Origin of the sequence: Acinetobacter pollinis (genome assembly GCF_015627175.1) — a bacterium.
Lineage (GTDB): Bacteria > Pseudomonadota > Gammaproteobacteria > Pseudomonadales > Moraxellaceae > Acinetobacter > Acinetobacter pollinis.
The window spans coordinates 35,210-56,827 of sequence record NZ_VTDQ01000004.1 but is presented as its reverse complement, the minus strand read 5'-3'; the positions used below and the strand labels follow the sequence as shown (position 1 = coordinate 56,827).

The 21,618-nt window shown below is 36.8% G+C and carries 22 protein-coding genes; 8 read left to right on the top strand and 14 right to left on the bottom strand.

The genetic code is table 11. From position 1 onward, the window contains the following. Nucleotides 1-8: 8 nt before the first annotated feature. Nucleotides 9-485: an Lrp/AsnC family transcriptional regulator gene (locus tag I2F23_RS02920; protein WP_195771074.1), complete on the bottom strand. Its 477-nt coding sequence runs from the start codon at nucleotides 483-485 to the stop codon at nucleotides 9-11. 156 nt (nucleotides 486-641) lie between these two features. Between I2F23_RS02920 and I2F23_RS02915 the strand changes: the two genes are divergently transcribed. Both I2F23_RS02915 and I2F23_RS02910 read left to right on the top strand, forming a co-directional pair. After that, nucleotides 642-1,808, top strand: a complete 1,167-nt coding sequence (locus I2F23_RS02915; protein ID WP_195771073.1) for a benzoate/H(+) symporter BenE family transporter — start codon at nucleotides 642-644, stop codon at nucleotides 1,806-1,808. A 101-nt stretch (nucleotides 1,809-1,909) separates the two neighbouring features. Next, entirely contained in the window at nucleotides 1,910-2,452 is a 543-nt protein-coding gene (locus I2F23_RS02910) for a DUF2062 domain-containing protein (protein ID WP_195771174.1), read from the top strand. Between the two features lie 7 nt (nucleotides 2,453-2,459). On the opposite strand, the gene I2F23_RS02905 is transcribed toward I2F23_RS02910, so the two are convergent. Beyond that, nucleotides 2,460-3,215, bottom strand: a complete 756-nt coding sequence (locus tag I2F23_RS02905) for a class I SAM-dependent methyltransferase (RefSeq protein ID WP_195771072.1) — start codon at nucleotides 3,213-3,215, stop codon at nucleotides 2,460-2,462. Nucleotides 3,216-3,516: 301 nt separating this feature from the next. Between I2F23_RS02905 and I2F23_RS02900 the strand changes: the two genes are divergently transcribed. Genes I2F23_RS02900 through I2F23_RS02885 form a run of 4 tightly spaced genes read left to right on the top strand, consistent with a single transcriptional unit; the run spans nucleotide 3,517 to nucleotide 8,447 of the window. Continuing rightward, on the top strand, nucleotides 3,517-5,160 hold the full coding sequence (locus tag I2F23_RS02900; RefSeq protein ID WP_195771071.1) for an MFS transporter: 1,644 nt from the start codon (nucleotides 3,517-3,519) through the stop codon (nucleotides 5,158-5,160). Between the two features lie 59 nt (nucleotides 5,161-5,219). Continuing rightward, nucleotides 5,220-6,308 carry an HlyD family secretion protein gene (locus tag I2F23_RS02895; protein ID WP_228284794.1) on the top strand — a complete coding sequence of 363 codons (1,089 nt, stop codon included), beginning with the start codon at nucleotides 5,220-5,222 and terminating at the stop codon, nucleotides 6,306-6,308. Nucleotides 6,309-6,314: 6 nt separating this feature from the next. Continuing rightward, the gene (locus tag I2F23_RS02890) at nucleotides 6,315-7,190 is read left to right on the top strand and encodes a 1-aminocyclopropane-1-carboxylate deaminase/D-cysteine desulfhydrase (RefSeq protein ID WP_195771069.1); all 876 of its coding nucleotides are present in this window, start codon (nucleotides 6,315-6,317) and stop codon (nucleotides 7,188-7,190) included. 57 nt (nucleotides 7,191-7,247) lie between these two features. After that, nucleotides 7,248-8,447, top strand: a complete 1,200-nt coding sequence (locus tag I2F23_RS02885) for a BaiN/RdsA family NAD(P)/FAD-dependent oxidoreductase (RefSeq protein ID WP_195771068.1) — start codon at nucleotides 7,248-7,250, stop codon at nucleotides 8,445-8,447. Here the strand turns inward: I2F23_RS02885 and I2F23_RS14070 are convergent, their stop codons facing one another. The 3 genes from I2F23_RS14070 to I2F23_RS02870 form a co-directional block, all read right to left on the bottom strand. After that, nucleotides 8,448-8,732: a hypothetical protein gene (locus I2F23_RS14070; RefSeq protein ID WP_195771067.1), complete on the bottom strand. Its 285-nt coding sequence runs from the start codon at nucleotides 8,730-8,732 to the stop codon at nucleotides 8,448-8,450. It abuts the gene before it with no gap. Nucleotides 8,733-8,808: 76 nt separating this feature from the next. Then, on the bottom strand, nucleotides 8,809-10,371 hold the full coding sequence (locus I2F23_RS02875; RefSeq protein WP_195771066.1) for a mechanosensitive ion channel: 1,563 nt from the start codon (nucleotides 10,369-10,371) through the stop codon (nucleotides 8,809-8,811). Between the two features lie 991 nt (nucleotides 10,372-11,362). Further along, nucleotides 11,363-11,614, bottom strand: coding sequence for a hypothetical protein (locus tag I2F23_RS02870; RefSeq protein WP_195771065.1), 252 nt, complete (start codon nucleotides 11,612-11,614; stop codon nucleotides 11,363-11,365). Between the two features lie 288 nt (nucleotides 11,615-11,902). Here I2F23_RS02870 and I2F23_RS02865 point away from each other — a divergent pair, with 288 nt between their 5' ends. Then, nucleotides 11,903-12,325, top strand: coding sequence for a hypothetical protein (locus I2F23_RS02865; protein ID WP_195771064.1), 423 nt, complete (start codon nucleotides 11,903-11,905; stop codon nucleotides 12,323-12,325). 13 nt (nucleotides 12,326-12,338) lie between these two features. Here the strand turns inward: I2F23_RS02865 and I2F23_RS02860 are convergent, their stop codons facing one another. Next, nucleotides 12,339-12,719, bottom strand: a complete 381-nt coding sequence (locus I2F23_RS02860) for a hypothetical protein (RefSeq protein ID WP_195771063.1) — start codon at nucleotides 12,717-12,719, stop codon at nucleotides 12,339-12,341. A 6-nt stretch (nucleotides 12,720-12,725) separates the two neighbouring features. Beyond that, nucleotides 12,726-13,487, bottom strand: a complete 762-nt coding sequence (locus tag I2F23_RS02855) for a ferredoxin--NADP reductase (protein ID WP_195771173.1) — start codon at nucleotides 13,485-13,487, stop codon at nucleotides 12,726-12,728. A gap of 82 nt (nucleotides 13,488-13,569) precedes the next feature. Between I2F23_RS02855 and gigC the strand changes: the two genes are divergently transcribed. Continuing rightward, nucleotides 13,570-14,466 (top strand): LysR family transcriptional regulator GigC, encoded by an 897-nt coding sequence (gene gigC / locus I2F23_RS02850; protein ID WP_195771062.1) that lies wholly within the window; start codon nucleotides 13,570-13,572, stop codon nucleotides 14,464-14,466. A gap of 47 nt (nucleotides 14,467-14,513) precedes the next feature. Here gigC and upp read toward each other — a convergent pair whose 3' ends face one another. The 7 genes from upp to nuoI form a co-directional block, all read right to left on the bottom strand. Further along, entirely contained in the window at nucleotides 14,514-15,149 is a 636-nt protein-coding gene (gene upp, locus I2F23_RS02845) for a uracil phosphoribosyltransferase (RefSeq protein WP_195771061.1), read from the bottom strand. Between the two features lie 106 nt (nucleotides 15,150-15,255). After that, nucleotides 15,256-16,740, bottom strand: coding sequence for an NADH-quinone oxidoreductase subunit NuoN (gene nuoN, locus I2F23_RS02840; RefSeq protein ID WP_195771060.1), 1,485 nt, complete (start codon nucleotides 16,738-16,740; stop codon nucleotides 15,256-15,258). After that, nucleotides 16,740-18,341, bottom strand: a complete 1,602-nt coding sequence (gene nuoM, locus I2F23_RS02835) for an NADH-quinone oxidoreductase subunit M (RefSeq protein ID WP_195771059.1) — start codon at nucleotides 18,339-18,341, stop codon at nucleotides 16,740-16,742. The genes nuoN and nuoM overlap by 1 nt, the downstream gene beginning before the upstream one ends. Before the next feature lies 1 nt (nucleotide 18,342). Beyond that, nucleotides 18,343-20,238 (bottom strand): NADH-quinone oxidoreductase subunit L, encoded by a 1,896-nt coding sequence (nuoL, locus tag I2F23_RS02830; RefSeq protein ID WP_195771058.1) that lies wholly within the window; start codon nucleotides 20,236-20,238, stop codon nucleotides 18,343-18,345. Continuing rightward, nucleotides 20,235-20,543, bottom strand: a complete 309-nt coding sequence (gene nuoK, locus I2F23_RS02825) for an NADH-quinone oxidoreductase subunit NuoK (RefSeq protein ID WP_195771057.1) — start codon at nucleotides 20,541-20,543, stop codon at nucleotides 20,235-20,237. Before nuoK ends, nuoL begins: the two co-directional genes overlap by 4 nt. After that, entirely contained in the window at nucleotides 20,536-21,063 is a 528-nt protein-coding gene (gene nuoJ, locus I2F23_RS02820) for an NADH-quinone oxidoreductase subunit J (RefSeq protein WP_213014642.1), read from the bottom strand. The genes nuoK and nuoJ overlap by 8 nt, the downstream gene beginning before the upstream one ends. Continuing rightward, a complete protein-coding gene (gene nuoI, locus I2F23_RS02815; protein WP_023272727.1) occupies nucleotides 21,060-21,602 on the bottom strand; it encodes an NADH-quinone oxidoreductase subunit NuoI in 543 nt (180 codons plus the stop codon). Before nuoI ends, nuoJ begins: the two co-directional genes overlap by 4 nt. Between the last annotated feature and the right edge of the window lie 16 nt (nucleotides 21,603-21,618).

The following is a 21,618-nucleotide window of genomic DNA, read 5'->3' as shown; positions in this document are numbered from 1 at the left end:
CTTCTTCATCAAAAAGATAAAAGCCCATCTGTAATAACTTCATTTAAGACAAAGAATGTCCTAACTTGCCTTACCCCTGGTAATGCAATGACTTTTTCACTATGAAATCGATTAAATTCAGCTAAATCTTTAACACGTAGCTTTAAGAAATAATCAACCTCCCCTGCAACTAAATAACATTCCAAAACATTTGGTAGTTTCTTTACATGAGCTTCAAACTCTTCAAAACTATCAGGTGTAGAACGATCTAGAACCACCCCCACCAGTACAACCGTTTCTTTTTGCACCATCATTGGATTAATAATCGCTCGGATATCTACAATTGCACCAATTGCAAATAAGTGTTGAGTATGTTTCCAACATGAAGAACTACTAATACCTACTATTTTTGCCAACTCAGCATTGGTCAAACGACCATTTTCTTGCAAAGCACGCATAATTTTTAAATCTAAATTCGATAGCTGATTCAAGCCAACGTCTGACATAAATAATATCCCCTTATTAAGTATAATTTTTAAATATTATTACCCAAAAACACACATTATTGAAATAATTTTATTAATTTTTAATCAAATTAGAAAGCACATTCTTCTATTAAGTTGCTAAATTACAGGCATAAACTCTTAAAAATGGCCTGATTAATGCTAAAACAGCTTATAAACGATTTCTCTCTCAGCGCAGCATTTGCAGGCATAATTACTTTTATTATTGGAATAAGTGTTTCAGCTGTTTTAGTCATAGAGGGAGCTCAACGTCTTGGTGCAACACCTGCTCAAATTTCTTCATGGTTTTTTGCATTAGGTATATCTATTGGGCTAATCGGAGCATTACTCTCTTGGAAATATAAATACCCCGTTTCAACAGCATGGTCAACACCAGGAATTGCTCTCATCATTGCATCAAGTCAACACTACTCACTTGCTGAAGCAATTGGTGCTTTTATTGTGTGCGGTATATTGGTTGCCATCACTGGTTTTTCTGGAATATTTCAAAAAATTATGTCTAAAATTCCACTTAGTCTAAGTTGTGCCATGCTTGCAGGAATTTTACTTAAATTTGGTTTAAATCTATTTATTCATTTGCCAGATCAGTGGTTTTTTACATTAGGAACCTTGTCTAGCTATTTCATACTTAAACGCTATGTACCACGTTATAGTATTGTTATTATGGTATGTATTGCTTTTATACTCAGTACAATTTTTTGCGATGTCTCTATTCCTAGCTTATCTCTTGAGCTCACAACACCTTTATGGATAAGTCCCACTTTTTCTCTGCAAAGTATTATCGGCCTCGCAATTCCACTATTTATTGTAAATATCTCATCTCAATTTTTACCAGGAATTGGCATGATCAAAAGTTACGGTTATCAACCAAATACCAATCAAATTGTAGGATGGATTGGTGTTACTCAAACTTGCTTTGCTCCGTTTGGTGCTTTTTCTGTCTGTCTAGCTGCTATTAGTGCCGCAGTTAGTTTAGATCATCAAGTTCATCCAGATCCCAAAAAACGTTATGTTGCAGGAATATGTTGTGGCATCTGCTATATCTTAATGGGAATATTTGCAACATATCTTACCCACCTACTCATTAACCTACCCCAGTTATTTATTATTACCGTTGCAGGTATTGCCCTACTTGGCACAATTAGTCACAACATCAGCGTTGCTTTCGAAGACAGTGACAGTCGTGATGCATCATTATTTACATTTCTATTAAGCGCATCTGGTATACAAATTCTTGGTATTGGCTCTGCTTTTTGGGGGTTGGTCTTTGGAATAATTATTTATAAATTCTTACGTTTAAAATAAAATATTTATTTATACAAATCATATAGATAATTTCCATTTAAGATTAATTAAATTAATATCAGTTAAATCTACGTTATACTAAATATGAAATAGATAACGCGATAATTATGCTAAAACAAACGCTTCAATCTTGGCTACCGACCTCTGAAAAAGTTGCATCTTCAAAGATGATGAAGCTTTTTGGAAGTCGTACGCGAGATCCATTACTTTGGTATGTTAATCGCAGATCTATTTCCAAAGCGGTATTTATTGGCGCTTTTTTTGGACTCTTGCCTATCCCATTCCATAGTATACTAATTGTTATTGCAATTTTATTACTTGAAGTTAATTTACCCATTGGTTTAAGTCTTGCTTGGTTAACCAATCCTTTAACTATTGCACCTATTCTCTACATCGCATTTTGGATTGGTAGTAAAATTTATCATGTACAAATGATTGATAAAGAAGTTTTACTTACGACATTCCATCAGATTTCAACTTGGTTAACGCATTTTGGTCATGGGTATATTGATACAACCATAACCAAAGTATTGTTTTCAGGACTACTTATCGAGGCATTATCTTTCTCTCTTATTTTATATGTAGTGACTCTAATCAGTTGGCGATGGAGCACCATTCACCAGTGGCATAAACGTCATATTTAATAAGATATTAGCGAAAGACAAAATAACCCACTTCTGTTTCAAAACTTCCATCTGATTGAATATTAAAATAACTCCTTACATGATCAGATACACTTTCTTGCAAATATCGAATTGTATGAATGGCTTCTGACGGCGTTTTCATACGTTCAACCCACTGCTGAAAATCAAGCTGTAATTTTTGCTTCTCAATAATATCGACCTCAAACTCAGCTTTCTCAGCCAAATTAATCCATTCCGCTAAACTATAATCTCTTACATGACTTGGATCTCGGATTACTTCAATACTTTGCAAAAATGTATCAAATGCTGGATTATTTGAACCTACGATATCAATCAGAATAAATACGCCACCCTTGGTAAGCACCCGTCTTATTTCTTGCATTGCTTGACTAATATTTTGCCAATGATGTGCTGAAAAGCGACTAACCACAAAATCAAATGTTTGATCTGAAAAAGGAAGCCTTTCCGCAGGGCCTTGCTGAACTCTAATATTATTTAAGTGTTTTTGATTTGCCGCATCTTTAACAGTTTCCAACATTTCGGCAGATAAATCATATGCTACAACCTCTTTCACAAAAGGTGCTATTTGATAAGAGACATGACCACCACCGCACCCTAAATCTAAAACACAACTTTTCTGCTGATTTGAAATTAAGTTTATGATTTTTTTGAACTCAATACCTTGTGCATGAACTTGGCTATTTAAATAACTGATCGATTTATCTGCATATTGTTTTTGATTAATATCGTGTTGTGTTTTCATTATTCACTTTCTTAGTTACAGGACATTTAATAAACTTAAAGGATTTATTTAATAATAAAAATTCAATTATTTTAATTTGAATCATAATTTTTTTTTATAATTTATTCACTATATAACTAGTGAATAAGTATGACTTACATAATAAAAAATTTAATTTCCAATATTTTTATATGCTTTGATTTATAATATTTTTATTATAAATCGAAGTTACCTATACCAATATATATTAAGTAATACATCTTAGAATAAGAAAAATCTAAGAACGAATCTCGCCACATAATTGTCAAAGATTAGGTATTTCATGTCCAATGATAAACCCAGATATTTAGAAACACCCCCTGCATGGGAGGATGATGAAAAACCAGTCATCCCTGGTTCTCCACCAGCTTTAGATCATCCCAAATCAAAGCGCTATCTATACTTTATTATTGGTACATTTATTGCCATTACTTCTGGTTTAAGCAACGGTTTTATCACGGCGAATCTACCACAACTACAAGGTCAGTATGGCATTACCCCCTCTGAAGGTGCATGGTTACCTGCAGCTTATGTAATGGCGAATGTCAGTTCAAACCTTATCTTATTTAAAGCAAGGCAACAGTACGGTTTACGGGCATTTACAGAGATTGGTTTACTGGGGTTTATTGCTGTAATGGTACTTCACCTGTTGGTACAGAATTATCACATGGCTGTTTTTGCACGTTGCATTAGTGGTTTTGTGGTAGCTCCTCTTAGCTCTTTAGGCATGTATTACATTATGCAAGCTTTTGGTAAGGTACATCGCCTCAAAGGGCTATATTTGGGCTTTGGATTTGGCCAGCTTGGCATACCACTTGCGTGGATTATTTCCCCTTATCTGGTGAATGTAAATAACTGGGAAGACTTATATACATTTGAGCTTGGGCTTGCAATTTGTTGTTATGCCATGGTGGTTTCATTAAAATTACCACGCAGTATTCGTATTGCTGTATTTGAAAAAGGAGATATATTTACATTTGCACTTCTTGCACCAGGTTTTGCATGTTTATGTATTGTTTTAACACAAGGCCCTATTCTATGGTGGTTTGATAGCCCATGGTTAGCGTATATCCTCATTATAGGCTTTACACTTATTGTATTTGGTTTTTTCTACGAGCATCAAAGAACTAACCCTCTTTTAATGACACGATGGTTGGGTACTATCCCCATGATTCGGTTTATTTTTGGTGCATTTTTTCTACGCTTCTTACTTTCAGAACAGAGTTATGCCGCTGTCAATTTTTTAAAAACCGTAGGTATGGGCCCAGACCAATTTGTAGGACTATATAGTGTTATTTTTATTGCAACGATATGTGGTGTTGTTTTTAGCGCACTTACTTTTTCTCGTGAAAGAACAGTCTTACACCTTCTACTCGCAACATTCCTCATTCTTATTGCAAGTCGATTAGATGCACACCTAACCAGTGATGTACGTCCAGAAAACTTTTTTTATAGTCAGTTCCTCATTGCATTTGCAAATGGTGTGTTTATTGGCCCATTACTTTTAACAGGTATGGGAAAGACATTACAACAAGGTGCAAGCTATGTAGTCACCTTTATTGTGCTATTTTCTGCCACCCAAAACTTTGGTAGTTTAGTAGGCTCATCATTTTATAATACGTATCAAAAACATCAAACACAGGTCTATCAGTTAGATATTAACCGAACTATGGATGCGACAGATCCAAATGTCACCAATCGAATTAATCAGTATAAAGCAAAATATAGTTCTAATCTTACAGATACTTCACAAGATCAAGGTCAAGCCGTCAAATCACTGGCACAAATTGCGACACGAGAAGCTCAGGTACGTGCTTATAATGATGTCATCAACTTAAATAGCTGGATTGCAATTATTCTATTTCTTTGGACAAGCTTTAATATTTTGTGGGATAAGTTTTATGCATCCCGTAAAAAGAATGCCTAACATTTTGAGTAAAAAACATGAGTAATACCAACGATACTGAATCAAAAAATACAAAAAAAATGGATGATGCCAACATACAAATTAAATCTATTCCTCGTGTTGGAAAGCTCATTAAAACGAAGAAATCGACGCTCATATTAATGTTTTTTGTTTTATTAATTGGTATTGCTGCAATTTTATGGGCATGGCGACTTGGGCCTTTTAACAGTCCAATTCAGCAAACAGACAATAGTTATATTAAAGGTAAAACAACAGTACTGTCGTCGCAAATTAATGGATATATTCAAGAAGTACTTGTTAATGATTTCGATCACGTAAAAAAAGGACAGCCACTTATTAAAATTAATCCTGATCGTTACGACCAACAAGTTATTCAAGCTCAAGCAACCGTTGATCAAGCCAAAAATTCATCTAGAAATCAGAATCAAACCATTGAGCAACGCAAAGCAGATATTCTTGCAGCAAAAGCAAAAATTGCGCAAGCAGATGCACAATACCAACTTTCTTTACAGCAATTACGTCGTTATCGAGAGCTACAAAATACAGGCGCAATCTCTAAAACAGAGTTCGACTCTACAAATGCATCAGTGAAAAATAATTTGGCTTTATTGCAACAAGCCCAAGCCAATTTAGATGTTTCTAACGAAGCACTGAAAACGGCTCAAGTTGCACAAATTGGTTTAGATGCACAAATTAAAAATAGCCAAGCAGCATTAGATCAGGCACAAATCACTAAAAATTACGCTATTATTACAGCGCCTATGGATGGTCAACTTGGTGAAGTGACCCCACGTCTTGGACAATATGTCGCTGCTGGCACACAACTACTTTTTCTAATTCCTCCTAAACGTTGGATTATTGCAAACTTTAAAGAAACACAAATGGATGGTATTAAAATCGGACAAAAAGCATCTTTTACTGTAGATGCACTTAACCACCAGAAATTCACAGGCCACGTTGAACAGATTTCACCTGCTGCTGGCTCAGAATTTAGTGTACTCAAAGCAGATAATGCGACAGGCAATTTTACAAAAGTCGTGCAACGTATTCCTGTACGTATTAGTATTGATGACAATCAACAAGATCTTTCTCGTTTAAGTCCAGGAATGTCTGTCGAAACTTCAGTAGATACAAATTCAGCCAAATAATGCCCTATGTTCCAAGATATTAAAAATAATACACCTATTGAACATGTCACCATTAAAAATGGTGTACATGTTGATATAAAACGCCTTGATCAAATTCATCCTTATATTTCAGGCAATAAATTTTATAAACTCAAATACAATTTAATAGAAGCAAAACAACAAGGATATTCACAGATTCTTACTTTTGGGGGCGCATATTCTAATCATATTGCTGCTACTGCATATGCAGCAAAATATTATAATTTTAAGAGTATTGGTATTATTCGTGGCGAAGAACTTGCTAACCAACCTTTAAACCATACTCTCAGCTTTGCGCATGATGCATGTCAGATGCAACTTTCATTTGTGTCTCGAAGCGAATATAAGATGCGTGATCAATACAATTACTTAGAACAATTAAAAGCACAATATCCCAATATTTATATTATTCCTGAAGGTGGAACCAATGCTTTCGCTATTGAAGGATGTAAAGAAATTCTTAAACCATCTGAAACGAGTCAATACGATATCATTTGTTGCGCTGTAGGTACAGGTGGAACATTATTAGGTTTAATTCAGTCAACGCCTCCCTCATGTAAAATATTGGGTTTTTCAGCATTGAAAGGAGACTTCCTTGCAAAAGACCTCAAAAAATTGACAACCAAAACACATTGGCATATTACAGATGAGTATTGTTTCGGTGGTTATGCAAAAACCTCACCTGAACTAATCAGTTTTATAAAATGGTTTGAAACAGCATACGGTATGCCTTTAGAACCGATATATACAGGAAAAATGTGTTATGGAATTTTTGACTTAATTAATCAATCCATTTTCCCACAAGGTACAAAAATCTTACTCATTCATACAGGTGGCTTGCAAGGAAAATCGAGTTTGATGTAACGACAGTTTATTCGAAATCACGTATAATTCAGCGCTTTTCATTAACGGCAGAAGGTCATGACACAACAAACATTTGATGTAATTGTTTTAGGTGCAGGAGCAGCAGGACTCATGCTTGCAGCACATGCGGGTCGTCGTGGTCGTTCTGTACTTGTATTAGAAAAAGCCAACAAAGTAGGTAAAAAAATATTAATGTCTGGGGGTGGAAAATGTAATTTTACCAACCTCTATATCGAACCAGATAACTATATCAGCCATAATCCTCATTTTGTAAAGTCTGCCCTTTCTCGTTACACACAATGGGATTTCATTGGACTTGTATCTGACTATCAAGTTGAATATGAGGAAAGAAAACATGGTCAACTTTTCACAACAAAAGGCTCTAAGCACATTCTCAACTTACTACTAGATGAGTGCGCTAAAACCCAGCATGTCGCGATTAAAACAGATCATGAAGTCACAGAGGTTCATCAGCGTGATGATCTTTCATTTGAGATCACATCTAATCATGGACATTTCTTCTGTGAATCTTTCGTCGTTGCAAGTGGAGGCTTATCTATTCCAACTCTAGGCGGTTCAGGTATTGGTTATGAAATTGCAAAACAATTTGGACACCATATTTACCCAACGGGCGCAGGCCTTGTTCCATTTACTTTTTCAGACTACATCAAAGATGTTGCCATTCGTTTAAGTGGAAATGCATTAGATGTCACGTTATCTCACTCTCTGAGATCATTTACCGAAGCATTACTATTTACCCATCGTGGTTTAAGTGGACCAAGCGCATTACAAATTTCTAATTACTGGAAACATGGTGAACCACTTACGATTAATTTCTTTCCAACACTTGATGTATTGCAGCTATTTCAAGAGAAAAAAAGAGAACAACCTAAAGTGTTATTAAGGACTATATTAAGTTCATATACCACAAAAAGTATTATTCAAGAGTTCCAACAACTTTTTTGGGCACAAGAGTCAGAAACTGCGATTGGTCAAATAAGCGACCAAAGGTTAAATGAAATTGCAAAACAGCTTCATGCATTTTCTGTGAAACCATCGGGTACGGAGGGATATCGAACTGCGGAAGTCACTTTGGGAGGTGTAGATACCAAAGAAGTGTCATCTAAAACAATGGAAAGTAATAAAGTTAAAGGTTTATTTTTTATTGGGGAAATTTTAGATGTGACAGGCCATTTAGGTGGTTTTAACTTTCAATGGGCATGGGCATCTGCAGCTGCCGCTGCAGAATATGTATAATTAACCATTCTTTGGTTCATTATTTTGATCTTTTTTAGGCTCATGTGTATCTTCTGATTCAGTTTTTTCCTCTTCTTCAGACACATTTTTGGTTTTTTCATCATCTTTATGATGTAAAACACTTTTCGGCTCTGTCGTCGTAAAGTCATCATTTTCTGTATATGTTGTTTCATATTCGGGCTTTTTAAAAATCGCTTTATATGCCGAATACAACACACCAGCAGTAATGCCAGTAATAACTAAAGGTCCAAAAAAACGACCAGGTTTTTTATTTTCACGGCTCATCATTTTCTCCTAGTGATTAAAAAGTTCGATCACCATAAGATGATCGAACTTTTAAGAACTACTTATCCATTATTGCTTATTCGCCATTTGGACGTTCGTTAGTTGGGTTTGTCTCATTCAACTTTGGTGTAGAAGAAGTATCTTCAGATTTTTTGTCTAAAGCACAACCTTCAGATTTTGCTTTATCCATAAGATCTGTAAGAAGACGCTCTGCAGGCTGACGGCCACCTAAGCCAAACGCTAGTGCAAATGCAACAGCAACAGCACCGAGTGTTAGACCAAATGCAAGGTTTACGATTGAATCTGCAATACCCATTGCACGTAAGCCCATTGCAAGCACTAAGCCCATGATTAACACACGAACTAAGCAGCCTAACCAACGTGAACTCTTATATTCACCACGTTGAACAATGTTTGCAACAACATTTGCAAGCCAGAAACCAATAACCAGAATAACGGCACCAAGTAAAATATTCGCACCAAATTCAATAAACATTGAAATTAAGTGGCTTACTTGATCAAATCCTAGACGGTTTGCTGCTTCAGAAACCGCAAACAACATTGTGAAAAATACAATTAAAGATGCAACAATACCTGAAACTTTTGTTGTTCCCATGAAACGTTGAACATCAACTTTCGCAGGAATATCGTCTACACCTGTACCAGAAATAACGTCTTTTACAAGGTTCGCAACAAAACGCGATACAATATAAGCAATAACAAGAATTAAACCTGCTGCAATAATATTTGGAATCGCAGACATGATTTGGTTAAGCATTGCTGTTGCAGGTTCAGAAATTGCCTGAATTCCTAGAGCTTCGAATGCAATAATTAATGATGTGATCATAATTAGTGCTGAAACAAAAGAACCTAAAACTTTTGCAATACCCGTATTTTTAAATAGGCCAAATTTTTCAACTTGTGCTTGTAAGCCAAAGCTATTAATTAAACCTTCAATAATGCCACGTACGATTTTTGCAAGAATGTAACCAACAAAGATAATTACACCAGCAATGAAGATATTTGGTAAGAAACCAACTGCCTCATTTACCATGTTTTGTACAGGTACAAGTAAACCTGTTAAGCCTAAAATAGATAAAATAATTGGCAAAAATAGTAATAAAATTAACCAATAAACAATATCTGCAATATTTTGGCTAACTGGCTGTACACCAACATCTCCACTCAATTTTTCATCAAGTTCAGTTCTTGCCAGTAAGTTTGTTAACCCTGCTCTTGCTAAACGCGCAACAACCCAACCGATCACGCCAATAACGGCTGCTGAAATGAGATTTGGAATAAACACCAATACTTGTGTAACCATGGCACTAAACGGACCACTTACACTATTGATATTTAGAACATTAAATGAGGCAACAACTGCAATAATTAGGACAAACCAAAAAACAAATTTTGAAATGAGCCCTTCATAATCTGACTCAGGTGTTTGACCCGTTGCAGTAGACAAACGTTTATTTGTATCAATTGCGTTTAGTGCTTTTTTTACGCCAGCAGCAATAACAAGTGCCAATATCCAACCAATAATAAAAATTATGATTGCGCCTAATATTGGTTGGAACTGACTCCAATAGTAATGGAAGTCAAATCCTCCTTGCATGCCCTTTAGATAGTTATCCATCTTATTATACCCTCTTGTTTTTATTACACATTTAGATAAGCATCTTTACATCAATAATAAAGTGCATTATTTCTTTAGCATTCGTTCTTCGTATTAGCTTATAACCGTAACACTATAAAAACAATATCATTTCTTTAATAAATTGAGATATGAGTCACAATAAAAATATGTGTCTATCCAACTATTTTGCTTTTATACGTATTATAAGGTCATATCATCCGTACTTTATTATAGATATAACCTGCCTTAACGTTATGACTTGCTTATAAGTATACAGATATCTAATCATAATCAAAAAACTGATAACAATAAGTATAAAAAAACTTTTTAAATAGATAGAGCTAGACTATATTTGTTTTATAACATTTAGGTCACACATACCAAAAAACCAATTTAGATATCAAATTTCTCTTTTTTATAGAAAATTACCCTTATTTTTAGATAGGCTTTTAACATAACGAGATTCAAGTTATAGGTACGATTCTAACGATTTTCGATATGTATTAAAAAAATTATCTTATTAAATATTGGCTTATTATAGAAATATCTACTCTGAAAAAATCTAGTGAGAGATATCCCTACTTCCGATGCTATATATAGGCTTCATATTATGTTCAAACTAAATATTAATTATTTAAAATTAAGTGAAAAAATTATCTTATTTGAATTAAAATTTAATACATGACTCTTTTAGTGCATCGACTTTTTAGACCATGATTCAAAAAAAACTCGCTCTTCTCTTACTCTCGAGCATAGCCTTAAGTGGTTGTGTACAATCTGGAACGACTAGAGATACAGCGGGAGTATCTACCACAAAGACCAGTCTCTCTACTGAACAAAAACAACAATTACAACAACTCATTGAGAAGACAAAAAAGAACCTCATTTTTGTGAAAGGTGGCTATACGATTTTTCTTAAATGCTTGTTCCAATTCATCAAGGGTCATTTTATCTGAGTTAGAAATAGTATTCTTTCATCATAACGGATGGTTTAGAATGACCAACGTAACATATATTGTTCTTGAATCTGATGGTCTGCAGTTTCTCGATTAGGTTTTTTATCTAGAGTCAAATCAATTAAAATGAGTTCACAACTCAGGCCTTTATTCACTTCATGGTGGCCATCGATGCGTTGTATAAAAAGTTGTGGATTAAGTAGCAGACTTGAGAATTGAGCGTGAATCGCTCGTGTTTGATATCCAAACCCCAAACTTTCTAAAAGAGAAAAAACATCACTGATCATTAGAAAAAGTTATTTAAATAAAAAGTAAATTATACAATAAATAATCAAAATTAAGACACAAATTTAATATAAAATGTGATTTTTTTCAAAAATATTAAATGAATATTACATATCACTTAGTTGGAGAGTAATTTTTTATTCTATCGGAATAATTAAAATTAGCATTTGATGACATTAAACATATAACTATATTAATGCTTCTTTGGGATCAAAGATGATTCCATAATGTTTTAGCATTCGGACGAAATACGTTATAATTACGCGCTCACTTTTATCTGATCATTTTATATGTCATACAAGCTACAAGCTGTTTCCCTTGATTTAACGACTGATGTCACTCATGAGTGTTATCTGCATTACACACGTGATCAACATTTAATTGGTGTGATTAAATTTCATAAGGAAACTTATCAGCTAAAATGGCAAGATTTAGAGTACATTCGACGTCGTACAGAAGAATTTTCTGTGATGCCTTATCCGGACTGCATTGTAGCTATGATTGTAGATATTCGTGATGTTGCACCATTTATAGATCAGGATGTACCAATTATTCCTTGGAAACTGGTAGATGAAGAATGTCCTATACGCATCGTTGTTCCACAAGATCGGCTCGAATTTTATAGTGGCTTTTTTGAACCGACTTGGCTGACCTCAAGCGTAGATACAGCGCTGTTAGAAATTCGTACATTTATGGATATGTTCGTTCATTAAAACAAGGGAGACTTTATCTCCTGCTCTGACAATGTTGAATGTAGTATTCAATATCTTCATGATCATATCCAAGTAAACGACCGATTTCTCGCTCTAAATCAGGACAAAATCCCTTTTGCATAATTTCGGCTAAAACTGCTGCCAACCTCAGTCCACTTTTAGACTCAGGTTGTTGTGAAATAATGTAATGAATCACCTGATACATCTCTCCATCTAAACCTTGCAAAAACCGATCGTACTTAATCGTTTTACAATGCAATCGCCCAGTCTTAAGGTATGGATTAAACGCATCAGGTATTTCACTACCTGTATAAAAAAATGCGAGCTCTTTTTTATTTTGTAGCATTAATTCTAGTTCGTTGCCTTCATGTGGCCCTAAAGATGGATGCGTCATTATTATTTACCAATAATTTTCAACAGCAATATTCCCCACACCACGGCGATTCATGGTTAAACCACGCGATTTTAGTGCCTCCTTGGTGTCCTCTACCATTTGAGGATTACCACATAGCATAATATGGCTTGATGATGCATCAAAACTACGTCCTGCTACTTTTTCTAATTGACCATTTTCAATAAGAATAGGCAATCGGTGGTGCAACTCTGCCGACTCATCTCGCGTAATAATTGGAATGAATTTAAAGCCTTGATGCCCTTCGCCAAAGGTTTCAGCCGTTGCTTTAATTTTTTCTACATATGCCAATTCATCTTGTGTACGTACACTATAAACGAGATAAATATTTGTGTAATTTTGCCAAGTTTCAAACTCTTGTAACATCGATAAAAATGGTGCAAGTCCTGTACCTGTACCGAGTAACCATAAGTCCTGCGGTGCAGGCGTTTGATAACGTGCCAAAGTTAGAAAACCATACGGAATTTTTTCTAAATATAAATCATCATTCACTTGCAAATCTTTCAAATGCAAAGTGAAGGCGCCATCTGGAACAACTATTGAAAAAAACTCCAAAGTTTCATCGTAAGGAGATGATACAATTGAGTAAGCTCGAACAACCAAGTCGCCATCAACTTCAATACCAATACGTGCAAATTGCCCAGCTGTAAATTTAAAATGAGCAGGTCGCGTCATGGTAAAACTAAACAAATTGGTTGCCCAGCGATGTACAGATAAAACTTTTTCGATACTAAATTTTTCAGAAGTCATGTTTTCAAGGTGCATGAAAATGTAGCTCCATGTTAGCATGACCCTAGAAATTTTGATATTTTTACAATTAAGGCTTCAACCCATGCGCATGACCTTACGCCAATTGGCTGTATTTGTAGCCGTAGCTCAAGAAGGAACTGTCACTAAAGCAAGTGATGCGGTGAAATTGACACAAAGTGCGGCAAGTATGGCATTAGCTGACCTAGAAGACGGTCTAGGCGCACCACTATTCGACCGTCTTGGAAAAAGACTACAACTCAATGATTTGGGAAGATTTTTACTCCCTCAAGCCTTAGAAATTCTTGGCCGTTGTGAATCTTTTGAACAGATTGCAAAAGGTGAGCTACAAAGTATAGATCTTCGTTTAGGTGCAACACTCACCATTAGCGACTATCTTATGCCAGATCTCATGGCAGGTTTCCTAGGTCAGCATCCTCAAGCTCACTTACAACTTCAAGTTGGTAATACCCGACAAATGATTGAAGCAGTCAGTCAGTTTCAACTCGATCTTGCACTTATTGAAGGCGCATGCCATCTTCCACAACTACATACCATTCATTGGCGTGATGATGAATTGTCTGTATGCTGTTCTCCTGACCATCCACTTGCACAATTAGATCGTCCACTGACCATTAAAGATTTTGAAAATATTGAGTGGATTTTGCGTGAAGAAGGTTCAGGAACGCGCGATGTTTTTAATACAGCTATTTTAAAAGATTTAAACAGTGCAAATATTCGTTTAACGCTTGGACACAATGAAGCCATTTTAAAAATTATTGCAGGTGGCTTAGGTTTATCTTGTATTTCTAAGCTTGCCCTCAAACCCATGTTAAAAACTGGACAATTGGTCGAACTAAGCACCCCATTTTGGGAGCTGAAGCGTCCTCTATATATGCTCATTCACCATCATAAATATCAGGGTCCAGGACTCAAAGCATTTAAGAAGTTTTGTGAGGCGCAAAGCTTTTTGGAAATGTAAATAAAAAGGCACAATAAGTGCCTTTTTTATTTGCTCAACGCGTATACCTAGTCTTTTTGAACACTACCAAAAATCTTATCGCCTGCATCGCCAAGACCCGGAACAATATAACCTTGCTCATTTAAACCTTGATCTACAGAAGCAGTAAAAATACGTACATCTGGGTGATGTGCTTCAACTTTTGCAATACCTTCAGGTGCAGCAACAAGCACCATCACTCGAATATCTTTACAACCACTTTCTTTTAAGACATCAATGGCAGCAATTAGTGAGTTTCCTGTTGCTAGCATTGGATCAATAATCATAGCAATACGACTTGCCACATCTGGTACGAGCTTTTTATAGTAAGTACGTACTTCTAGTGTTTCTTCATCACGCTCTAAACCAAGTACACTCACTTTTGCACTCGGAATAAGGTTTAAGAAACCGTCCAACATACCAATGCCTGCACGTAGAATTGGAACAACGGTGATTTTTTTGCCTGCAATACGCTGAGTCGTTACTTTTCCTGCCCAACCATCAATTTCCTGATCAACCACAAGTAAATCTTGTGTTGCTTCATATGTCAGCAACATGGTGACTTCTTGTGAAAGTTCACGAAAGTTTTTCGTACTGATATTTGCACGGCGTAACAAGCCAATTTTATGTCGAATCAGTGGATGACGAATTTCTTGGATTGGCACGAGGAACACCCTAAAAATAGCTCAAATTAGACATAGTATAACGAGTTTTCAGTAGAAATAAAAAAGCCCTCATCACTGAGAGCTTTTAAGTGATTAAATAATCGTATTAATGATTAAATAATACCGTTTGAATAGGTGCTAAAATTTGAGATGCTGTTGAGATTTTCAAAACAGGATCTGGATACACACCAATGAGCAGAACTAAAATTGCACAAAGTAATACCATAATCCCACCTGCTTTTTGCCCCCAATGTTGTGCTGCATCAATTTTGACCAGTTTCGGTGGTGTCATATACATAACAACGGTTACACGTAAATAATAATATAACCCGATACCACTACCTAAAATAATCATGGCAGCTAAGAACCAGTGCCCTGCATCTACGGTCGCTTTAATAAGCATAAACTTACCAATAAAGCCCGCAGTTAATGGAATACCTGCCAACGACAACATCATCACTGTAAGTGTTGCTGTCAGAATTGGTCGACGCCAAAAGAGGCCTGTATATGCAGATAACCCTTCAGCCTCACCCATTTCTCTATATGGACTAGACATAAGTGTGACCACACCAAAAGCACCAATGGTGGTCAGTATATAAGTAATCATATACATATTTAGACTGTCTAAACTAAAGTAATTCTTGCTGACAAATGCCACCAATAAATAACCAAAGTGAGCAATCGATGAATACGCCAAAATTCGCTTTAAATTAGACTGACGTACTGCAAGCAAATTCCCTGCTAAAATTGAAAGTACAGCAATAATTGATAAAATAAAGGTAATTGATGCAATCATTGCACCCGATGCCAATAAATATCTAATTAATAAACCAATCGTACCTACTTTAGCCACGGTTGCCAAAAATGTAGCAAGTGGTGCAGGTGCACCTTGATACACATCAGGCGTCCATTTATGAAACGGCGCTAAAGACAACTTAAATGAAACAGCAAAAATAATCAGGCCAATGCCAAGAATGACCATTGGATTACCTGCCTGAATTAAATGTAGTAACTGCTGAAACCCATTATAGAAAGATAATGTTCCTGTATAGGCATAAATATATGCCATACCCATAAGTAACATTGCAGATGCAGTTGCAGATAAAATTAAATACTTAATTCCAGATTCAAGTGATTTTTCACGCTCATGTGTATATGCAACCAACCCATAAATAGGCACAGACATCAGCTCTAGACTAATAAAGAATGATGCATAGTGACTGCTGGCAACCATAAGCATTGCACCAATCACAGATAACAACATGAGCATATAAAGCTCTTCTTTATTATTGTTATAACCTTCAATGTATGCGTGAGATAGCGTACAACATGCCAATGCTGCAATTAGAATAAGTAATTGATACAGCATCGTAAATGGATCGACAACAAACATACCCATAATGTCTGCTGGTTTAAAACCACCACCAAACATCGTCATTAAGATAGAGAGTCCAGCCAAATTCAAACCAATGACCGACACTGTTGCAATTAAGTGATGGTTACGTTTAATGGCCGTAATGACCATGACAATCCCAGAAGTTATTGCAACAATAAATACAGGCACAAGTGGCATAAATGCAGAGTAATTCATTATTGGACCTCCACATGGTCAAGTTGGGTCGCTGCCTGTTGCATGACTTCAACGCTGTTGTGCACAGGAATATAACTATTGGCTAACCAATGCATTGTAGAGTTTGAAATATCTAAGAATGTTTGTGGAAATAATCCCAACCATACTAATCCAACCACACAAATCATGAGTAAGCTTATCTCGCGTACACTTAAATCTTTCAGTGGATGAGGATAATGTTTTTGCTGTGCTTCATTCGGTTTACCGAATAAAGTTTTATGAATAAGAATCAGACCATATAAGCCCGCAAAGACAAGGCTGACTGCTGCAATAATCGTAAACTTTGGAAACTTTGCATAAGCACCCATGAGAATAAGGAACTCACCAATAAAGTTACCTAATCCTGGAATACCAACCAATGCAGCCACAAAGAACATGAGGAAGAATGGTAAATAACGGAATTGACCGCGCATACCGCCCATCAAACGTAAATCACGTGTGTGTAGACGTTCGTAAATTTGACCACACATAATAAATAGTGCCGCAGACGATAAACCATGTGCCAACATCATGATCATAAGACCTTGATAACTTAAAACACTTCCTGCATAGACTGCAAGAATAACAAAGCCCATGTGTGAGATTGAGGTGTATGCCAACAAACGTTTCATATCGGTTTGTTGGTAAGCACACCATGCACCGTAAAAAACACCAATTAAACCAAATACAATTGCGGTATCGGCAAATTGTGCCGATGCTGTTGGAAAAAATGGAATAACGAAGCGTAAAAGACCATACGCTGCGGTTTTAATGAGAATACCGGCCAAATCTACAGAACCTGCCGTTGGTGCTTGAGCATGAGCATCAGGCAACCAACCATGTAAAGGAAATACTGGTAGTTTCACAGCAAAGCCAATAAATAGACACAACATAAAACCAAAAGCGAACTCTGGTGGTATGTTATGTGCAACTTGCATGAGGAAACTATAATCGAAACTCACCATGCCATTGGTTAAGATATAACCCCAAACAACAAGCCCTAAAATCCCAATAAGCATAATGAGTCCGCAAACTTGGGTATAAATAAAGAACTTTGTTGCAGCATATACACGTGACTTCCCTTTCTCTCCTTTATGTCCCCATAATGCAATGAGGAAATAAATTGGAACAAGCATCATTTCCCAAAAGAAGAAAAATAAGAATAGGTCGATGGCAAGAAATACACCTATTACCCCACCTAAACTCCATAACAGATTTAAGTGAAAGAATCCTACATTCTTTTGAATTTCCCCCCAAGAACATCCGACAGCCAAAATACCTAACAGTGCAGTCAATCCAACCATCATTAAAGATAAGCCATCGACAGCCAAATGAATACTAATACCTAGACTGGTAATCCATGGAAGTTGAAATTCAGAAGCAAAGGTAGGCTGTACTGAACCCAATTGAAAATGGTAATTGCCTTGACTCCATAACAATAACGTCAATACAAAAGTAAGTACCATCCCAATCATAGCAATCCAACGTGGTAGATGCTGATCGACCTTATCGACACACCAACACAAAAAACCTGCTACAAAAGGTACAAGAATTAGTGCGGGTAAAATTAAATTGTTTTCCATTTTATTTCCCCACAATCTGTACGGCAATTAAGATCATTAATAAAACGACCACACCGAATGACATACTAGATGCATATTCACGCAACGATCCTGTTTGACGTGAACTTGTAAAACCACTCCCTGCTTTTACAATTGCAGGCAACACGAGCCATAAACGATCAATTGGGTCATGTCCAAATAGTTTGGCGAATAACAAATATGGCTTCACAAATACAATGTTGTATAACGCATCGAAACCAAATGCATTTTCTAAGATATGTACAAGACCTGCACCGAACCAAGTTTTAGCAAATGATTTGACAGCACCATACGCAAATACAAATAAACCGACACCCACTGCCAAGCCAATTAAGGCAATAATCACAGCGGTGTGCTCAGCAGACTGAACAGCGCTTTCAACCTGTTCTGGCATTAAAAATTGAGGAATACTTGCAGACGTTAATAGATTTGCAACAGGTGTTTTTAAAAAGCCACCAACAAACGTAGACAGTACAAATAAAATAGATAACGGCGCCCAATATGTCACACCTTGGATTGCATGTGCATGGGTTTTTTCTTTGCCAAAAAATACAATCCAAATTAGACGGAACGTATAAATGGAGGTTAAGAATGCACCTGCAACACCTACCCAATACAATGTATTGTATAAAGGCAAATTGCTTAACATACCATGTGCATACACTGCACCTAAAATGGCATCTTTAGAGAAGAAACCAACCGTAATAAATGGAATTGCAGCAAGTGCACCGCCACCAATTACAAAACATGCAAATACAAATGGAATCTTCTTCCACAAACCACCCATTTTAAAAATGTTTTGCTCGTGGTGACAAGCTAAAATGACCGCACCTGAAGATAAGAATAACAATGCTTTAAAGAACGCATGGGCAAGCATATGAAATAAACCTGCTTGATATGCTTCTGCACCCACAGCCATAAACATATAGCCCAACTGACTCATGGTCGAATAGGCCAAAATACGTTTAATGTCTGTTTGTACCAGTGCAGCAAAGCCCGCAACCAATAAAGTGACTGCACCTGTCACAGAAATAAACTGCAACACTTCAGGTGCCATTTCAAATACTGTATGTGTACGGCAAGTGAGATAAACCCCTGCTGTTACCATTGTTGCAGCGTGAATTAACGCCGAAACTGGCGTTGGCCCTGCCATTGCATCTGCAAGCCATGTTTGCAGTGGAATTTGTGCAGATTTACCTGCAGCACCTAAGAACAACATGAGTGCTGTCCAAAAAGCTAAATTATGCTGACCTGCAAACACTTCATACGCATGCGTTACAATCGTTTGAATATGCAATGTGCCAAATTGTTGATACAACAAAAAGAGTGCGATTAATAAAAACACATCACCGACACGTGTTACGGTAAATGCTTTAATGGCAGCCCACCCATTAGAAGGGTTAGCATAGTAAAAACCAATAAGTAGATACGAGCATAACCCCACGCCCTCCCAACCAAGGAATAAAAGCGCTAAATTATCTGCAAGTACCAATACCAACATGCTTGCAACAAACAGGTTAAAATATGAGAAGAAACGGGCGTAGCCTTCATCGCCTCTCATATACCATGATGCAAAGATATGAATGAGAAAACCTACACCTGTAATCATTCCCATCATAAGTAACGATAAGCCATCAAGCTGCAAGTTAATGCCCGGTGCAAATCCATTGACATCGAACCATGTCCATAAATGCTGAACAAAAACAGGTTGACCACTACCTACAAAACTGATGCCCGCAATCGCAGCAAATAAAGCGGATAAACCAACTGAACCTACACCAATAATTGCAGCTATATTTTCTGAGAGCTTGTCACGCCCAATGGACAATAAAATAAAACCAATGAGCGGAAATAGTACTGTTAAAAATAGAAAATTCATCCGCGCATCTCACTGGCTGCATCCACATCTAAATGATGGAATCTGTGATAGAACTGAAGCACAAGTGCCAATCCAATACATGCCTCTGCCGCAGCAAGCGTCAGTATAAAAATGAACATGACTTGTCCATCTGCTTGTCCCCACACACTGCCTGCCAAAACAAAGGCCAAAGCAGCAGCATTCATCATGATTTCTAAGCTCATCAAAATGAATAAGAAGTTACGGCGAACCATCACGCCATAAAAGCCTAATGCAAAAAGAATAGTCGCAACGATCAGGCCATGTTCTAAAGGAATATTACCCATTACTTTGCTCCTGTTCTTCAGTTGGTTCACGTTTACCTAGATGAAACGCAGCAACCAATGCAGCCAATAGCAACATTGCAGCAATTTCTACCAGTAAGACATATTGTGTAAACAGTGTTTTTCCTACATCTTGAGCACTGATTAAACTTGTACCCAGTACAGCATTTTTTGTGTTGTAATCACTGCCAAGCATCCACACCAATGTTAAACCGAGTAAAAAACTCATTAACGCAGGAATGGCCCATGTATCGGAGCTCAACCATTTTCTTTCTTGCTCCATGGTATGCTGTCCAAGATTCAGCATCATCACCACAAAGACAAAAAGCACCATAATTGCGCCTGCATACACGATCACTTCAAGAGCACCTGCAAACGGCGCACCGACTGTCATGAAAATACCTGCAACGGCAAGCAGAGAAACAATCAGACAAAGCAAAGCATGTACAGGGTTCGTATTCGTAACAACCCGAATGGTTGAAACAATGGCCACGATAGCCATCAAATAAAATGGCCAAATCATGGTAATAAACTCCGTACATCTACAGGTTTCGATTCTTTTTGTGCTTCACCCTTATCTTTACCTGCAACCGCCATTCCTGTTACACGATAAAAATTATAATCTGGGTATTTGCCCGGCCCTGAAATCAGTAAATTTTCTTTTTCATAAACCAAGTCTTGGCGTACATACTCACCCAATTCGAAATCGGGTGTGAGCTGAATTGCCGTGGTTGGACATGCTTCTTCACACATCCCACAAAAAATACAACGTGAAAAATTTATTCGGAAAAATTCAGGATACCAACGTCCATCTTCTTTCTCTGCTTTTTGTAATGAAATACATCCGACAGGACATGCCACCGCACAGAGGTTACATGCTACACAGCGCTCCTCTCCATCGGGGTCACGAGTCAAAACAATACGACCACGATAACGCGGAGGAACAATGTCTTCTGCAGGTACGTCTGGGTATAAAATGGTGTCACGCTTACGGGTTGCATGGCTAAACACCATCCACAACGAACGCACGATTGAGCCAACACCAGCTAGAATTTTAATCATTAAATGCTCTCCCTGC

What these genes read in the sequence shown, in the direction of transcription:
- I2F23_RS02920 (WP_195771074.1), bottom strand. Translation starts at nt 485, where the DNA reads ATGTCAGACGTTGGCTTGAATCAGCTATCGAATTTAGATTTAAAAATT.
- I2F23_RS02915 (WP_195771073.1), top strand. Translation starts at nt 642, where the DNA reads ATGCTAAAACAGCTTATAAACGATTTCTCTCTCAGCGCAGCATTTGCA.
- I2F23_RS02905 (WP_195771072.1), bottom strand. Translation starts at nt 3,215, where the DNA reads ATGAAAACACAACACGATATTAATCAAAAACAATATGCAGATAAATCG.
- I2F23_RS02900 (WP_195771071.1), top strand. Translation starts at nt 3,517, where the DNA reads ATGTCCAATGATAAACCCAGATATTTAGAAACACCCCCTGCATGGGAG.
- I2F23_RS02895 (WP_228284794.1), top strand. Translation starts at nt 5,220, where the DNA reads ATGGATGATGCCAACATACAAATTAAATCTATTCCTCGTGTTGGAAAG.
- I2F23_RS02890 (WP_195771069.1), top strand. Translation starts at nt 6,315, where the DNA reads ATGTTCCAAGATATTAAAAATAATACACCTATTGAACATGTCACCATT.
- I2F23_RS02885 (WP_195771068.1), top strand. Translation starts at nt 7,248, where the DNA reads ATGACACAACAAACATTTGATGTAATTGTTTTAGGTGCAGGAGCAGCA.
- I2F23_RS14070 (WP_195771067.1), bottom strand. Translation starts at nt 8,732, where the DNA reads ATGAGCCGTGAAAATAAAAAACCTGGTCGTTTTTTTGGACCTTTAGTT.
- I2F23_RS02875 (WP_195771066.1), bottom strand. Translation starts at nt 10,371, where the DNA reads ATGGATAACTATCTAAAGGGCATGCAAGGAGGATTTGACTTCCATTAC.
- I2F23_RS02870 (WP_195771065.1), bottom strand. Translation starts at nt 11,614, where the DNA reads ATGATCAGTGATGTTTTTTCTCTTTTAGAAAGTTTGGGGTTTGGATAT.
- I2F23_RS02865 (WP_195771064.1), top strand. Translation starts at nt 11,903, where the DNA reads ATGTCATACAAGCTACAAGCTGTTTCCCTTGATTTAACGACTGATGTC.
- I2F23_RS02860 (WP_195771063.1), bottom strand. Translation starts at nt 12,719, where the DNA reads ATGACGCATCCATCTTTAGGGCCACATGAAGGCAACGAACTAGAATTA.
- I2F23_RS02855 (WP_195771173.1), bottom strand. Translation starts at nt 13,487, where the DNA reads ATGACTTCTGAAAAATTTAGTATCGAAAAAGTTTTATCTGTACATCGC.
- gigC (WP_195771062.1), top strand. Translation starts at nt 13,570, where the DNA reads ATGCGCATGACCTTACGCCAATTGGCTGTATTTGTAGCCGTAGCTCAA.
- nuoN (WP_195771060.1), bottom strand. Translation starts at nt 16,740, where the DNA reads ATGAATTACTCTGCATTTATGCCACTTGTGCCTGTATTTATTGTTGCA.
- nuoM (WP_195771059.1), bottom strand. Translation starts at nt 18,341, where the DNA reads ATGGAAAACAATTTAATTTTACCCGCACTAATTCTTGTACCTTTTGTA.
- nuoL (WP_195771058.1), bottom strand. Translation starts at nt 20,238, where the DNA reads ATGAATTTTCTATTTTTAACAGTACTATTTCCGCTCATTGGTTTTATT.
- nuoK (WP_195771057.1), bottom strand. Translation starts at nt 20,543, where the DNA reads ATGGGTAATATTCCTTTAGAACATGGCCTGATCGTTGCGACTATTCTT.
- nuoJ (WP_213014642.1), bottom strand. Translation starts at nt 21,063, where the DNA reads ATGATTTGGCCATTTTATTTGATGGCTATCGTGGCCATTGTTTCAACC.
- nuoI (WP_023272727.1), bottom strand. Translation starts at nt 21,602, where the DNA reads ATGATTAAAATTCTAGCTGGTGTTGGCTCAATCGTGCGTTCGTTGTGG.